The 15,288-nt window shown below is 49.8% G+C and carries 15 protein-coding genes; 1 reads left to right on the top strand and 14 read right to left on the bottom strand.

Features of this window, described 5'->3' with window-relative positions:
- Positions 1 to 2: 2 nt before the first annotated feature.
- From atpD to mnmG, 12 genes are all read right to left on the bottom strand, one after another.
- Positions 3 to 1,400: a F0F1 ATP synthase subunit beta gene (atpD, locus tag ACIKP9_RS10050; RefSeq protein ID WP_400882158.1), complete on the bottom strand. Its 1,398-nt coding sequence runs from the start codon at positions 1,398 to 1,400 to the stop codon at positions 3 to 5.
- A 62-nt stretch (positions 1,401 to 1,462) separates the two neighbouring features.
- Positions 1,463 to 2,338 carry a F0F1 ATP synthase subunit gamma gene (gene atpG / locus ACIKP9_RS10045; RefSeq protein WP_400882155.1) on the bottom strand — a complete coding sequence of 292 codons (876 nt, stop codon included), beginning with the start codon at positions 2,336 to 2,338 and terminating at the stop codon, positions 1,463 to 1,465.
- Between the two features lie 29 nt (positions 2,339 to 2,367).
- Entirely contained in the window at positions 2,368 to 3,909 is a 1,542-nt protein-coding gene (gene atpA, locus ACIKP9_RS10040; RefSeq protein ID WP_400882152.1) for a F0F1 ATP synthase subunit alpha, read from the bottom strand.
- A gap of 9 nt (positions 3,910 to 3,918) precedes the next feature.
- On the bottom strand, positions 3,919 to 4,455 hold the full coding sequence (locus tag ACIKP9_RS10035; protein WP_400882149.1) for a F0F1 ATP synthase subunit delta: 537 nt from the start codon (positions 4,453 to 4,455) through the stop codon (positions 3,919 to 3,921).
- A gap of 19 nt (positions 4,456 to 4,474) precedes the next feature.
- Positions 4,475 to 4,945: a F0F1 ATP synthase subunit B gene (locus tag ACIKP9_RS10030; RefSeq protein ID WP_230348368.1), complete on the bottom strand. Its 471-nt coding sequence runs from the start codon at positions 4,943 to 4,945 to the stop codon at positions 4,475 to 4,477.
- Between the two features lie 70 nt (positions 4,946 to 5,015).
- On the bottom strand, positions 5,016 to 5,288 hold the full coding sequence (gene atpE / locus ACIKP9_RS10025) for a F0F1 ATP synthase subunit C (RefSeq protein ID WP_011480965.1): 273 nt from the start codon (positions 5,286 to 5,288) through the stop codon (positions 5,016 to 5,018).
- A 63-nt stretch (positions 5,289 to 5,351) separates the two neighbouring features.
- Positions 5,352 to 6,155, bottom strand: coding sequence for a F0F1 ATP synthase subunit A (atpB, locus tag ACIKP9_RS10020; RefSeq protein ID WP_400882145.1), 804 nt, complete (start codon positions 6,153 to 6,155; stop codon positions 5,352 to 5,354).
- A gap of 12 nt (positions 6,156 to 6,167) precedes the next feature.
- A complete protein-coding gene (locus tag ACIKP9_RS10015) occupies positions 6,168 to 6,554 on the bottom strand; it encodes an ATP synthase subunit I (RefSeq protein WP_400882142.1) in 387 nt (128 codons plus the stop codon).
- 109 nt (positions 6,555 to 6,663) lie between these two features.
- Positions 6,664 to 7,524 (bottom strand): ParB/RepB/Spo0J family partition protein, encoded by an 861-nt coding sequence (locus ACIKP9_RS10010; protein ID WP_400882139.1) that lies wholly within the window; start codon positions 7,522 to 7,524, stop codon positions 6,664 to 6,666.
- Between the two features lie 8 nt (positions 7,525 to 7,532).
- Positions 7,533 to 8,321 (bottom strand): ParA family protein, encoded by a 789-nt coding sequence (locus tag ACIKP9_RS10005; protein ID WP_400882136.1) that lies wholly within the window; start codon positions 8,319 to 8,321, stop codon positions 7,533 to 7,535.
- Positions 8,322 to 8,352: 31 nt separating this feature from the next.
- A complete protein-coding gene (rsmG, locus tag ACIKP9_RS10000; protein ID WP_400882133.1) occupies positions 8,353 to 8,976 on the bottom strand; it encodes a 16S rRNA (guanine(527)-N(7))-methyltransferase RsmG in 624 nt (207 codons plus the stop codon).
- Complete coding sequence (gene mnmG, locus ACIKP9_RS09995) at positions 8,973 to 10,877, bottom strand: tRNA uridine-5-carboxymethylaminomethyl(34) synthesis enzyme MnmG (protein WP_400882130.1); 1,905 nt, start codon at positions 10,875 to 10,877, stop codon at positions 8,973 to 8,975. The genes rsmG and mnmG overlap by 4 nt, the downstream gene beginning before the upstream one ends.
- Before the next feature lie 313 nt (positions 10,878 to 11,190).
- Here mnmG and ACIKP9_RS09990 point away from each other — a divergent pair, with 313 nt between their 5' ends.
- Positions 11,191 to 12,207: a choice-of-anchor A family protein gene (locus tag ACIKP9_RS09990; RefSeq protein ID WP_400882127.1), complete on the top strand. Its 1,017-nt coding sequence runs from the start codon at positions 11,191 to 11,193 to the stop codon at positions 12,205 to 12,207.
- Positions 12,208 to 12,271: 64 nt separating this feature from the next.
- On the opposite strand, the gene mnmE is transcribed toward ACIKP9_RS09990, so the two are convergent.
- Positions 12,272 to 13,612: a tRNA uridine-5-carboxymethylaminomethyl(34) synthesis GTPase MnmE gene (gene mnmE / locus ACIKP9_RS09985; protein ID WP_400882124.1), complete on the bottom strand. Its 1,341-nt coding sequence runs from the start codon at positions 13,610 to 13,612 to the stop codon at positions 12,272 to 12,274.
- The gene (gene yidC, locus ACIKP9_RS09980) at positions 13,599 to 15,257 is read right to left on the bottom strand and encodes a membrane protein insertase YidC (protein WP_400882121.1); all 1,659 of its coding nucleotides are present in this window, start codon (positions 15,255 to 15,257) and stop codon (positions 13,599 to 13,601) included. Before yidC ends, mnmE begins: the two co-directional genes overlap by 14 nt.
- Between the last annotated feature and the right edge of the window lie 31 nt (positions 15,258 to 15,288).

The following is a 15,288-nucleotide window of genomic DNA, read 5'->3' as shown; positions in this document are numbered from 1 at the left end:
GTTTAGTTAAGGGTCTTTGCCTTCTCAACCGCTTCTTCAATCGCGCCTACCATGTAGAACGCTTGTTCTGGCAGGTGATCGTATTCGCCGGCAACGATAGCCTTGAAGCCCTTGATCGTGTCCTTCAGGGTCACGTACTTACCAGGTGCGCCAGTGAAGACTTCAGCAACGTGGAAAGGCTGGGACAGGAAGCGCTGGATCTTACGAGCGCGGGCGACTGCCAGCTTGTCTTCTGGAGACAATTCGTCCATACCCAGAATCGCGATGATGTCACGCAGTTCCTTGTAGCGTTGCAGAGTGGACTGTACGGAACGTGCCACGCTGTAGTGCTCTTCGCCCACGATTTGTGGATCCAGCTGACGCGATGTGGAGTCCAGTGGATCAACCGCAGGGTAGATACCCAGTGCAGCGATGTCACGAGACAGAACCACTGTGGAGTCCAAGTGCAAGAAGGTGGTTGCTGGGGATGGATCGGTCAAGTCATCCGCAGGAACGTAAACGGCTTGGATGGAAGTAATCGAACCAACCTTGGTCGAAGTAATACGCTCTTGCAAGCGGCCCATTTCTTCAGCCAGCGTAGGCTGGTAACCCACGGCGGAAGGCATACGACCCAGCAGCGCGGATACTTCAGTACCAGCCAGTGTGTAACGGTAGATGTTATCAACGAAGAACAGGATGTCACGGCCTTCGTCACGGAAACGCTCAGCCATGGTCAGGCCAGTCAGCGCTACGCGCAGACGGTTGCCTGGTGGCTCGTTCATCTGACCGAACACCATGCCCACCTTATCAAGAACGTTGGAGTCCTTCATTTCGTGGTAGAAGTCGTTACCTTCACGGGTACGCTCACCTACACCAGCAAATACGGACAAACCGCTGTGCTGCTTGGCGATGTTGTTGATCAGTTCCATCATGTTAACGGTCTTGCCCACACCAGCACCACCGAACAGACCAACCTTACCACCCTTTGCGAACGGGCAAACAAGGTCAATCACCTTGATACCAGTTTCCAACAGGTCAACGGAAGGGGAAAGCTCTTCGAAAGTTGGCGCTTTCTGGTGAATGGAGCGATGTTCGTCAGCTTCAATCGGGCCAGCTTCGTCAATAGGACGACCCAGCACATCCATAATACGGCCCAGTGTACCGTGGCCTACTGGTACCTGAATTTGGTTACCGGTGTTTTTCACCTTCATGCCGCGGGACAGGCCATCGCTGGAACCCATGGCAATCGCGCGAACCACGCCATCACCCAGTTGTTGTTGCACTTCCAGGGTCAGGCCAGCTTCTGCCGTGGATGTCTCTTCATCCAGGATCAGTGCGTCATATACCTTGGGCATCTGGTCACGTGGAAACTCGACGTCAACCACGGCACCAATACATTGAACAACCTTACCTTGACTCATCTTGGTATCCTCAATCTATACTTAAATTCTTTGAGCTTTAGCTAAGCTACAGTTCAGCACGACTAGACAGCCGCCGCGCCACCGACAATCTCTGAAATTTCCTTGGTAATCGCAGCCTGGCGCGCCTTGTTGTACACCAGCTTCAATTCACCAATCACCGTCTTCGCGTTATCCGACGCGGCCTTCATGGCCACCATACGGGCGCTTTGTTCAGACGCCATGTTTTCGGCAACGGCGTGATAAATAATGGACTCAATATATCGAGTCATCAGTTCATCGATGACGACATTTGCCTCAGGCTCGTAGATATAATCCCAGTGCCCCTTGGCTGTCGTTGCTGAAACATCCAGCTTTTCGCTAGACAATGGCAACACCTGCTCAATCACCGCTTCTTGCTTCATGGTATTGATAAAGCGGGTATAAGAGATATACAGCTGATCAATCTCACCTACGATGTAGGCATCCAGCATCACCTTGATCGTACCGATGAGCTTTTCCAGATGTGGCGTATCACCCAAGCCAGTCACATGAGATTTCACATCAGCATTGATGCGGTTCATATAACCGAACCCCTTATTGCCGATGGCGCTCACAACCGTCTTCTTGCCTTCGTCTTCCCAGGCTTTCATCTGATTGATGGATAAACGCAGTACATTCGTATTGAGGCCACCACACAAGCCTTTGTCCGAACTCACAACGATCAAACCGACGTTGCCAACCCTTTCACGCTTAACAACGAAAGGATGTTTGTATTCGGAATTGGCATGGGACAGGTGAGCTGTCACATTACGAATTTTTTCTGCGTAAGGGCGGGCCATGCGCATGCGCTCTTGCGCCTTGCGCATCTTGGAAGCCGCGACCATTTCCATCGCCTTGGTGATCTTGCGTGTGTTTTCCACACTCTTGATCTTGCTACGTATCTCTTTGCTACCAGCCATTGTCTAGTCTGCCTGTCTGTACTTTAAGCTTAGTAAGCGTTGGTTGCCTTGAAGTCTTGAATTGCTGCTTCCAGGGCCTTCTCGTCGTCACCACCAAGGTCATTGGTGCTGTCGATCTTGTCCAGAATGCTCTTGTACTTGGACTTAAGGAAGGAGTGCAGGGCAGATTCAAACGCCAACACACGGGCAACTGGCACATCGTCAAAGAAGCCCTTGTTAGCAGCCAACAAGCTCACTGCCATCTCGGAGGTAGACAGCGGCTCATATTGTGCTTGCTTCATCAACTCAGTCACCAGACGACCGCGATCCAACTGCTTGCGGGTTACTTCGTCCAGATCAGAAGCGAACTGCGCAAACGCAGCCAATTCACGATACTGAGCCAATGCCAGACGAATACCGCCACCCAGCTTCTTGATCACTTTGGTTTGTGCTGCACCACCAACGCGGGATACGGAGATACCAGCGTTGATCGCAGGACGGATACCTGAGTTGAACAAGTCAGTTTCCAGGAAGATCTGACCATCAGTAATCGAAATCACGTTGGTCGGAACGAATGCAGAAACGTCACCAGCAGCAGTTTCAATGATAGGCAGTGCGGTCAAGGAACCAGTCTGGCCTTTCACTTCACCGTTGGTGAATTTCTCAACATACTCTTCGCTTACGCGAGCAGCACGCTCAAGCAGACGGGAGTGGATGTAGAACACGTCACCTGGGTAAGCTTCGCGGCCTGGTGGGCGGCGTAGCAGCAGGGAAATTTGACGATAAGCCCAAGCTTGCTTGGTCAAGTCATCATAAACGATCAATGCATCCTGACCACGGTCACGGAAGTATTCACCCATGGTGCAACCAGCATACGGTGCCAGGAACTGCAGAGCAGCAGGGTCGGAAGCAGAAGCAGCCACAACAATGGTGTATTCCATTGCACCGTGCTCTTCCAGCTTGCGTACTACGTTAGCAATCGTAGAAGCCTTTTGGCCGATCGCAACGTAGATACAGGTCATGTTCTGACCCTTTTGGTTAATGATGGCATCAACAGCTACCGCAGTCTTACCTGTCTGACGGTCACCAATGATCAATTCGCGCTGACCACGGCCAACCGGCACCATGGAGTCAATCGCCTTGATACCGGTTTGCACAGGCTGTGACACGGACTTACGTGCGATCACGCCAGGAGCAACCTTTTCAATCTTGTCTGTCAGCTTGGCGTTGATTGGACCCTTGCCGTCAATCGGCTGGCCCAGTGCGTTCACTACGCGACCAACCAACTCTGGACCAACTGGCACTTCCAGGATCTTGCCAGTGCACTTCACGGTATCGCCTTCGGTGATACTTTCGTAGTCGCCCAGGATCACGGCACCCACGGAGTCACGCTCCAAGTTAAGCGCCAGACCGTAAATATTGCCTGGGAACTCGATCATTTCACCGGCCATGACATTGGACAGGCCGTGAATACGCACGATACCATCAGTCACGGAAATCACAGTACCTTGAGTACGTGCTTCAGCGCTGGTGGAGAAATTCTCTAATCTGCTCTTAATCAGTTCACTGATTTCTGATGTGGATAATTGCATTACTTTTTCCTAACCTTTCAGCGTGTAGGCCATCTCTTGCAATTGGCCACGGACTGAAGCGTCAATGACCGTATCGCCGACTACAATTTTGATCCCGCCAATAATTTCCGGATCCACTTTTACGCTTGCTTCAACCTTTTTGCCGAACTTGGTTTCCAGGCGCTTCACGATGGCAGCGAATTCAGCATCGCTTGGTTGGCTAGCCGCGGTAATCTCGGCCTCCAACACACCTTCGTCCTGCGCCTTCAACTCTTCAAATGCAGTTGCAATTTCTGGCAGGATGGATAGGCGACCGTATTCCACCAGCAACTTGACCAGGTTAGCGCCTGCCTCGTTGAGCTTGTCTCCGCTTACGGAAAGGAATACGCGCTCCAAATCAGCCGCGTCAACCTTGGGGTTGTCAATAAATGCCCGCATCTGCTCATCGGCCACGATAGTCGCGGCCAGTGCGAGCATTTGCGACCAATCTGCCAGCGCATTTTTTTCCTTCGCCAAGCGGTAAACCGCTACCGCATAAGGTCTTGCAATGGTGATCGCTTCAGCCATGTCGTGCTCCCATTCCTTCCTAGAGCTCGTTTGCGATGGTGTTCAGCAGGTCAGCATGCGCCTTGGCATCGATCTCCTTGCGCAGAATCTTTTCTGCACCAGCAACCGCCAACGCAGACACTTGCTGACGCAAGCCTTCCTTGGCACGGTTAACTTCTTGATCAATTTCAGCCTTGGCACCAGTGATAATACGATCACCTTCTGCCTTGGCATTTGCCTTGGCTTCTTCCACGATTTCACTGGCACGCTTCTCAGCTTGTGCAATGATGGAAGTCGCTTTTTGCTTGGCATCGTTAACAACTTCAGCTGAACGCTGGGTTGCTACGTCAAGCTCCTGCTTACCGCGCTCAGCCGCTGCCAAACCATCTGCAATGGTTTTCTGGCGTGTCTCGATTGCATTCAGGAGATATGGCCACACAAACTTTGTGGTAAACCAGATCAGAATGGCAAATGAGATGGCCTGCGCAATGAGTGTCAGGTTGATATTCATATTTGCTCCCGAGCCTTTGAATCTAGTAGGTATTAATTAAGTTAACCACTTAATCCAGTACCAGATTTCGTTAAGCAACTACGCTCAGCAATGGGTTTGCAAAGGCGAACATCATAGCCAGACCAACACCGATAATGAAGGAAGCATCGATCAGACCCAACAGCAGGAATACCTTACCTTGCAGAGCAGGGATCAGTTCTGGTTGACGAGCTGCGCCATCCAGGAAGCTTGCACACATGATACCAATACCGATACAAGCACCAGCTGCGCCCAAACCGATGATCAAACCGATACCAACACCGGTGTAAGCTTGAATCATGGCCAACAATTGCAAATTCTCCATTTAATTTCCTTTCGGCTTTTAGAGAGTGTTAACGATAAAAATTAAGAACAAAACTAACTAAATCTAGTGGCTTTCATGCGCCATGGATATGTAGACAACTGTCAGCATCATGAAAATGAATGCCTGCAGACAAACGATCAAGATATGGAAGATCGCCCAGCCAGCGCCCAACAATGCACCGAAGAAAGTGCCTGCCAGACCAGTTGCCGCCCACATACCGAGCAGCAGGAAAATGATTTCGCCTGCGTACATATTGCCGAACAAACGCAGGGAATGTGAAAGAGGCTTGGAAATGTATTCAATCAGGTTGAATGCAAAATTAGCTGGCCAAACCAGTGGGTTTGAGCCAAAAGGGGAACAGAACAATTCGTGAATCCAGCCGCCCAAGCCCTTGACCTTGATACTGAAGAAGATCATCAAGAACCAGACAGCCAATGCCAATGCAAACGTAGCATTGATGTCAGAGGTCGGTACGCTACGCCACTCATGCAGGCCAAGCCAGCCGTAAACGATCGCCATGATGTCGATAGGCAGGAAGTCCATCGCATTCATGACCAGCACCCAGACAAATACGGTCAAAGCGAGCGGCGCAACAAATGCATGACGGTTGCCATGAAAAATGCTCTTGACTTGATTATCAATAAACTCAATCAGCAGCTCGACAAATGCTTGACGCTTGGTTGGTACACCAGCGGTAGCACCACGCACCACCCACCAGAGTAGACCAAATACGACAATACCGAGCAAGGCCGACATGACCAAGGTATCCATATGCAATACCCAAAAGCCGCCATCACCCACGCTCTTTGCATTGAAAGAGAGGTGGTGCCCGATATATTCCGAAGGAGTTAATTGACCTGTCGCCATAACCATCAAACCTTAAGCGTTGTTTTTCTCATTAATTGCAAAAATTGCTGCACCAGACATGATTGCCGCCGCTGCCAAACCTGCAATCAGCGCAATAGGAACCAGCTTTTCATAAAACTTAAACACCAAGAGCAGGGTGATTGCGATCACTGCGATTTTGATTGCCTCAGCAATCAAAATATTGACCAATACGGAACCTGCGCCCATCCCCACTGTCTTATTTTGCAGCTTCATTTTGGCAGCCAAGCCGCCCAAGATGGCAGAACCGCCTCCAGCCAGTGCAGACATTGCACCATGGAGGCCAACACCAAACTTGTTGAGGAAGACAAACGCAAGCACCGCAACTACCAGCGTGGCAAAGACCTGTCTTTTGATCATTCTTGCCAGTAGTTCGTCCATGCTTTGAGAATTCCCTGTTTCACAAATAACGGGCAAAAGAAAAGCCGAGCATTTTTGCCCTACCCGTGAAATCCCGAGATTTTGTTGTTAAATCAGCATTAAGTCAAGCTTAATTGCTATTTCCACCCTTAAATCGCTGAATCAAAGCATCCAACTCATCAAGACTGCTGTAATGAATTTTGACTTCCCCCTTACCCTTGCTGCCAGCCTTGATCACAACAGCAGCACCCAAGGCTTCGGACAAATCCTCTTGTAATCTCAAAACATCGCGATCAACTACTTTGGCAGGCTTTTGTTGTGGCTCGGCACTCAGTTGCTTAACCAGCTTTTCTGCCTCTCTGACAGAAAGTTGTTTCTGAGCAATTTGTTCTGCCGCGAGAATTTGATTCGCTTCAGGCAATGACAACAGTGCACGCGCATGCCCCATGTCCAGCTGACCTTGCATCAGCATTTCCTGCACATTTTTATTTAGATTCTGCAACCGAAGCAGATTCGTAACCACACTGCGTGATCGACCAACCGCATCTGCCGCTGCCTGGTGCGTCATATTGAATTCATTGATCAAGCGCTGAATACCTTGCGCCTCCTCCAGCGGGTTGAGGTTTTCACGCTGTATATTCTCGATCAAGGCCATCGCCAGTGCAGACTCGTCGGGAATCTCGCGCACCAACACCGGAACCTCTAACAGGCCTGCTAATTGCGATGCACGCCAGCGACGCTCACCGGCAATAATTTCATATTTATCATCAGCAACCTTGCGCACCAGAATAGGCTGCATAATGCCCTGGGCACGAATGGAATCAGCCAGACTAGCCAGTGATGCTTGATCCATATGGGTCCGCGGCTGATATTTACCTGGCTGCAACTGACCAACCAACAAGGTATTGGGCGTATCGTTGGCCGATACCGTCCCCACATCACCTGCCAAGAGCGCATCCAGCCCACGCCCCAAACCCTTCAACTTAACCATTGAAACTCCTAATTTGCTGCAACTTGCCGATTGCTGACGATATGTCGATTGATGATTTCACCCGCGAGGGCAAGATAAGCCTTGGCGCCTTTGGATGCCTTATCATGTAATAACACTGGCACACCATAACTAGGCGCTTCCGCCAAGCGAATATTGCGCGGAATCACTGTGCGGTAGACTTTGTCACCAAAATGCTGCGCCAACTCATGGGAAACCTGCTGTGCCAAGGTATTGCGATTATCGAACAAGGTCCTGAGCAAACCTTCAATTTCAAGATGCGGGTTAAGGTGCGCACGCACTTTCTTGATGGTATTCACCAAGTCAGACAAACCCTCAAGTGCATAATACTCACACTGCATGGGGATCATGACTGCATGAGCCGCAGTCAAGGCATTAACCGTGGTGAGGTTAAGGGCAGGGGGGCAATCGATCAGCACATAATCGTAATCATCGCCTAACTCTGCCAGGGCGGATTTTAGACGAGTCTCGCGCGCAAACTCATTCACCAACTCTACTTCAGCCCCAGCCAATTCCCGGTTCGCTGGCACAACATCAAATCGCCCGCGCTCTGAACGCTGCATCACATCCCGCAAGCTTTTTTCACCAATCAGCACATGATAAATGGTGTGCTGCATCTTGGATTTATCAATACCGCAGCCGGTAGTGGCATTGCCCTGCGGGTCAAGATCAATCACCAGCACCTTGCGCTTGGTGGCCGCCAAGCTGGCAGCGAGATTGACACAGGTTGTCGTCTTGCCAACGCCACCTTTTTGATTGGTAATTGCCAGAATCCTCATGATTTAAGCCATCCCACTAGTATTAAATCCATCAACACTGCCTCGCTGGCAGGAAAACCAGGTGACGCTGTGCATCCAGCCCCGGCACCACCAACAGCTCTACCTTCGAGGGTTTAAGCGAAATTGCCTCCAGCTCCCCCTGCGGCATTTGCCCCTTCATCGCCAACCATAGTCCTTCTTCAGCGATTAAATGCTTCGTCAATTGGATGAATAAGGCAATCTCAGAAAATGCTCTCGAGATCACGGTATCGAAAGGCAGCTCTGGCTTGAGTTGCTCCACACGTCCAGCCACCACCTGCAAATTGTCGATCTGCAACTCCGCCTTGGCCTGGCGCATAAAGCTCGCCTTCTTCTGCACTGCATCTATGGTGGTCACCTGTAAATCCGGACGGCAAATTGCCAGAATAATGCCCGGTAAACCAGCGCCACTGCCCACATCCAGCAATCGACCGGTCGGCACGTGTGGCAATACCGATAGACTATCCAACAAATGTAGCGTGACCATTTCTTCCGGGTCACGCACCGCCGTCAGATTGTGTACCTTGTTCCACTTCACCAATAGCTCAAGATAAACCAGCAGCTTATCAATCACTGCCACCGGCAAATCCAGGCCAAGTTGTTGAGCACCTACTTCCAACTTACTCCGCAAGCTCATGCCACCTGATCCGCTGCTTGATTCGACTTACGCCCTTTACGCTTGAGGTGTACCAATAACAATGAGATTGCTGCTGGCGTCACCCCAGAAATACGTCCAGCCTGGCCGATAGTTTCTGGCTTCTGCTTGTTTAGCTTTTGCTGTACCTCGATAGAAAGGCCATGCACTTCGCCGTAATCCATATCCATAGGCAATTTATAATGCTCGCTGTCTTTTAGGCGCTCAATTTCCTCAGCCTGCCTATCTATATACCCTTGATACTTGGCAGCGATTTCCAATTGTTGACGCACTTGTGGATCTGCCTCACCTTCACCCGCCTGGGGCAGGGTGAGCAATGCCTCATAGCTCACTTCTGGACGTCGCAACAATTCAAACATCGAGTACTCACGCTCAAGCACCTTACCAAACACCTGTTGCAATTGCTCCTGCGGCACATGTTGTGGATGGATAAAAGTACGACGCAGGCGTTGCTGCTCACGCTCTATAGCTTCCTGCTTACGCTGGAAAGCTTCCCAACGCACATCATCAACCAAGCCCAGCTTACGCCCAGCCTCGGTTAACCGCATATCAGCATTATCCTCGCGCAGCATGAGCCTATACTCCGCCCGACTGGTAAACATCCGATAGGGCTCACTTACACCCTGCGTAATCAGGTCATCAACCAACACACCAAGGTAAGCTTGGTCACGTGTAGGCCACCACGCTTCTTTTTCCTGCGCATACAGCGCCGCATTGGCTCCCGCCAGCAAGCCCTGCGCGGCTGCTTCTTCGTAGCCCGTAGTACCATTGATCTGACCAGCAAAAAACAAACCCTTCACAGCCTTGGTTTCCAGCGAGCTTTTCAAGCCTCGCGGATCATAGTAGTCATATTCAATAGCATAGCCAGGGCGCAAGATATGTGCATTTTCCAACCCCTTGATAGAACGCACCAATTGGTATTGGATATCGAATGGCAGACTCGTTGAAATACCATTAGGGTAGATCTCATTGGTAGCCAAACCTTCTGGCTCGAGAAAAACCTGGTGCGAATCCTTATCCGCAAAACGGTGTATCTTGTCCTCAACCGAAGGACAATAACGCGGTCCAACGCCTTCAATCACTCCGGTATACATCGGTGAGCGATCCAACCCACTGCGAATGATGTCGTGGGTTCTTTCATTCGTAAAAGTAATCCAGCAAGGAAGTTGTGCCGGGTGCTGCGCAACGCTGCCCAAAAAGGAAAACACTGGCACCGGCGTATCACCTGGTTGCTCCGACATGACACTGCAGTCAATCGTACGACCATCAATGCGGGGGGGAGTACCCGTCTTCAAGCGTCCAGCCGGCAAGCCTATTTCACGCAAGCGTGCCGCAAGCGAAACAGCAGGGGGGTCACCCGCGCGGCCGGCCTGATAATTTGCCAGCCCAACATGCACCAAACCCGCCAGGAAAGTACCCGCTGTCAATACCACAGCCTTGGCTTCAAACTTGAGACCCAACTGAGTCACTACACCTGCAACACGCTCACCCTCAAGAACAATGTCATCCACTGCTTGCTGAAACAGCCACAGATTAGGCTGATTCTCCAAGCGGCGGCGGATAGCCGCTTTATAGAGCACGCGGTCCGCCTGCGCACGTGTTGCACGCACAGCTGGCCCCTTGCTTGAATTGAGGATGCGAAACTGTATGCCACCCTCATCGGTAGCGGCAGCCATAGCACCACCCAACGCATCCACCTCTTTAACCAGGTGCCCTTTACCGATACCGCCAATGGATGGGTTACATGACATCTGGCCCAGCGTTTCAATGTTGTGAGTCAATAGCAAGGTCTTCTGACCCATGCGAGCACTCGCTAGCGCCGCTTCCGTTCCAGCATGGCCGCCGCCAACAACAATCACGTCAAATTTCTCGGGATATTGCATGAAAAATACTCAGATAGAATTACTCGAATGATACTGCATTACCCCCCCTCTGTCAGTGACTATCAGGCAATGTTCCACGTGAAACATCGATAAATTCGCCGCGCCTCAGCTCCTCATATGTTTCACGTGGAACAATTAACAATTGTTGAGTTTCTGTGAGTGGTGCTTATCCATTCAGACTATATAATTCTGATTCACTATCTGATATTTTCTTGACATACAAAACTACATGATCAATGTAGTTAAAAAAGTCGACGCCATTCATTGGCGCGATTATTAAAGAAGTTTATTCAATTCACTATCGGGGATTTTTATGTCAATTCGTGCTTTTGCATTGCCAGCCATCATGGCAGCCGCATTTTTTAGCACAAGCGCACAAGCAGCGCTTGATGCTAACCAAACCTTTCAACAGTTCAATACCGTGGTATTTGGTAATATCGACTCCACCTCCCACCTGCATGGGCGTGCCTGGGTGGGAGGCAATGTAGTGGGCGGGGAATACGTGCATCGCTCACTCCCAACATCAGACTATGCCGGCCTTACCGTTCAAGGCAACATCAGCAATGCTCGAGTGCTTGCAAACGGTGCTGTCATTAAGGGAAATTCAACCAACACCAGTGTAAACTCTGGCAGTACAGCTGTTTTCGGAAATGCCAGTGATGGTTACATGAATGGACCAGCCTATATCTATGGCACAGCAAGCAATATCAATTTCAATGGTGGTCGGTTAACTACACCCAATACCCAGCTGGATACCAATATTGCAGCGGCAAGCTCCACTGATTTTTACAGTGTCCTGAACCAAACCTCGGATAACCTGGCACTGCTAACCAATACCAGTAATGTCACTTGGAGCTCACAAAAGGCAACATTCACCGCTAGCGCAGACAATACTGGCTTAGCCGTTTTTAACCTTAGCGATGCTGATGCACTAACTATTTTTGGCTTGGGTGAATTTGACTTTATTCTTAACAACGCCACTACCATCGTCATCAATTCCGGCCTGAAGGATATCGATATTTCCGCTAATTTCCTCGGCGGTTCAGCACAGAAAATTGCAGGTAATGTCGTCTGGAATTTTTACAATGCCCAGACAGTAGACTTAGGGCGTCAGTTTGGCGGCACCATCCTTGCCACTGATGCCACATTAACTAACCAAGCAGATATCGAAGGCAATGTATATGTGAATAATTTGATTCAGCGCGGCCAAATTCACCAATATGCATTCACAGGTAATCTACCAATTGCAGCCGTACCAGAACCTTCCAGCTATGCCATGTTGTTGCTAGGCTTAGGTTTCCTTGGTTTTGCAGCTCGTCGTCGCGCATAAGTTACGACTAGCCAAGAAATAAAAAAGCCCGGTATCCGGGCTTTTTTATTTATCTACAACAACTTTATTTCCCTATACAAAAACGGCTGAAAATTTCCCCAAGTAAATCATCAGGGGTAAATTCACCCGTAATACTGTTCAGCGCATCCTGTGCCAACCGCAACTCTTCAGCAAATAACTCCGGTTGAATTAACAAGCCTTCAGCTACATCCAAGTGTTCATGGACAGTATTTAATGCCAGCAAGTGCCGATCACGCGCCATAAATACACCTTCACCGCTAGGTTGCCAGCCGGCAATTTCCAGCAAGCACTGTCGTAATAGCCCTACACCATCTCCCGTCTTGGCAGAAAGATAAATATGCGTATTGCCGTCTTGCTGGATAATGTTAGGGCTTGTGGATTCAAGATCAATTTTATTGTGAACCCAAATTTTGGGTAAATCCTGCGGCAATCGCTCCAGAATCGATTTTTCCATCTCTCCAATACCATGAGCTGCATCAATCAATAATAATGCAACACCGGCGTTTTCTAGAGCTCGCCATGTTCGGGTAATACCATGTAGTTCTACTTCGTCTGTAGTTTCACGTAATCCTGCAGTATCAATAATATGAAGCGGCACCCCATTGATTTGTATGGAGTTTTTTATGGTGTCGCGCGTTGTGCCCGCAATCGAGGTCACAATAGCGACCTCTTCCCCGGCCAATTGGTTCATCAGGCTGGATTTACCCACATTAGGTTGGCCAACCAAAACCACCTGCAAACCCTCACGCAATAAATTGCCTTGTTTTGCCTCACGAAACACTGCGTCCAACCCGGCTGCAACATGGGCCAATTTTTCAGCAACTCGTCCCTGGCTGATGAAATCAATATCCTCCTCAGGAAAATCCAGGCAAGCCTCGACATATAGCCGTAAATCAATCAGCTGTTGTAGCAACTCATGGATTCTTGTGGAAAACTCACCGGACAAGGATTTTACTGCGCTACGAGCAGCAGCTTCAGTGGCCGCGTTAATCACATCTGCCACGGCTTCAGCCTGGGCTAGGTCCAACTTGTCGTTTAAGTAAGCGCGGCGGGTGAATTCGCCAGGTTCTGCTTGCCGGGCTCCAAGAGCCAAGCAGCGCTTGAGCAAAATCTGCATCAAGGCAGGGCCACCATGCGCCTGTAATTCCAATACATCCTCACCAGTGTAGGAGTGTGGACCAGGGTAATAAATGGCAATACCCCGATCAATCAGGGAATTTTTTTCATCACGAAAAGTAAGATACGCTGCGTAGCGTGGGGAAGGGCAGTGGCCTAGCACTGCCTCGGCAATAGATGAGCTAGCGGGGCCGGAGACACGTACCACGCCAATACCCCCGGAGCCGGGAGCAGTGGCGATAGCAGCGATGGTATCAACGACGCGCATTTCCCTTCTTTTTTTCTGCTGCCTGATGGATAGTGCGGTTGATATGCCATTGCTGGGCAATCGAAAGAATATTATTCACCAACCAGTACAGCACCAGACCTGCAGGGAAGAAGAAGAAGAACACGCTGAACACCACAGGCATGATGGTCATGACCTTGGCCTGGACAGGATCAGCAGGCTTGGGGTTCAACCTGGTCTGGATAATCATGGTTGCGCCCATGAGAATAGGCAGCACGTAGTAAGGATCTATCGCAGACAAGTCTTGTATCCAGAGCATGAACGGCGCGTGACGCATTTCAACGCTGCCAAGCAACACCCAGTAGAGTGCAATAAATACAGGGATTTGCACCAAGATAGGTAAGCAACCACCCATAGGGTTGATCTTTTCTGTCTTGTACATTTCCATCATTGCTTGATGCATTTTTTGCCTGTCATCACCATATTGTTCCTTTAGGCGTTGCAAACGCGGAGCCAACTCGCGCATATTCGCCATGGAACGATAGCTAGCTGCAGACAATGGATAGAAAGCGAGCTTGATCAGAACCGTTAACAAGATAATAGCTACACCCCAGTTATGCACCAGTTTCTGAATAGATGACAGAACCCAGAACAGAGGCGATGCAATCACCGTCAACCATCCATAATCCACGGTATATTCCAGCCCAGGAGCTACGCTCTTCAATTCACTTTGCGTTTGGGGACCAGCGTACAAGCGTGATTTCAATTCGATAGACTGCCCTGGCTCGATATTGCCCAGATGACTGACGCTACCAATAGAAAACATATTGTCCGACAGCTTTTTGGAATAGAACTCCCGCGCTAAACCATCCTTGGGAATCCAGGCACTAACGAAGTAATGCTGCACCAAGCCGACCCAGCCATCACTCGCGTTCTTCGAGAGATTGGTCTTGGACATATCAGAGAAACTAAGCTTTTTGTACTTATCAGCCTCAGTGAAATAAGCGCCACCAGTAAAGGTTGGCATCATGTATGAGCCTTGGTGGGACTGATTATCATGGACAATTTGGTAATACACTGAGGGGTCAATTGCCACCGTACCGTTGTTACGGATTTCGTAGCTGACTTCTATTGCATAACTATCGCGGTGGAAGGTATAAATCTTATCAACCTCAACACCATTATCGCCTTTCCAAGTCAAACGCACATCCAACTTATCGGCACCTGGAGTAAGCTGATAACTCGAAGAATCACTGGTAAAGACCGCCTTGTGAGTTGGCAAGTCATTACCAATCAAGCCAGTCTGGGCGACATACAACATCGGCGCTGAGGCATCATCCATCAGCACGAAATTCTTATCTAGATCGACATCATCCTTGTGCTCGCGCAGTTCCAAACGACGTAGGTCACCGCCTATCGTATCGATACTAGCCTTGTAAAGATCAGTTTCGACCTGAACACGCTCACCAGATTGCAAGCGGAAACCAGTTTCTACGGGAAGACTTGCCTGACTAGCAGAAGCTGTAGATGATTTTGCGGCAGCTTGAGGAACACTACTATCTTCAGCATGCTGCGTTGCTGTCGCTACAGGCGTAGGGGCAGGCTTGTGATCACGCTGCCAAGAGTCCCACAACATCAGGATGGAAAAGGAAAAAACAACGAAAAGAATCAGGCGCTTGGTATCCATAAATCTCTTAATCTAATGTATTAAGCCACAC

This window comes from Methylobacillus methanolivorans, assembly GCF_044751345.1.
Taxonomy (GTDB): domain Bacteria; phylum Pseudomonadota; class Gammaproteobacteria; order Burkholderiales; family Methylophilaceae; genus Methylobacillus; species Methylobacillus methanolivorans.
This window is presented reverse-complemented; position numbering and strand designations above follow the sequence as displayed.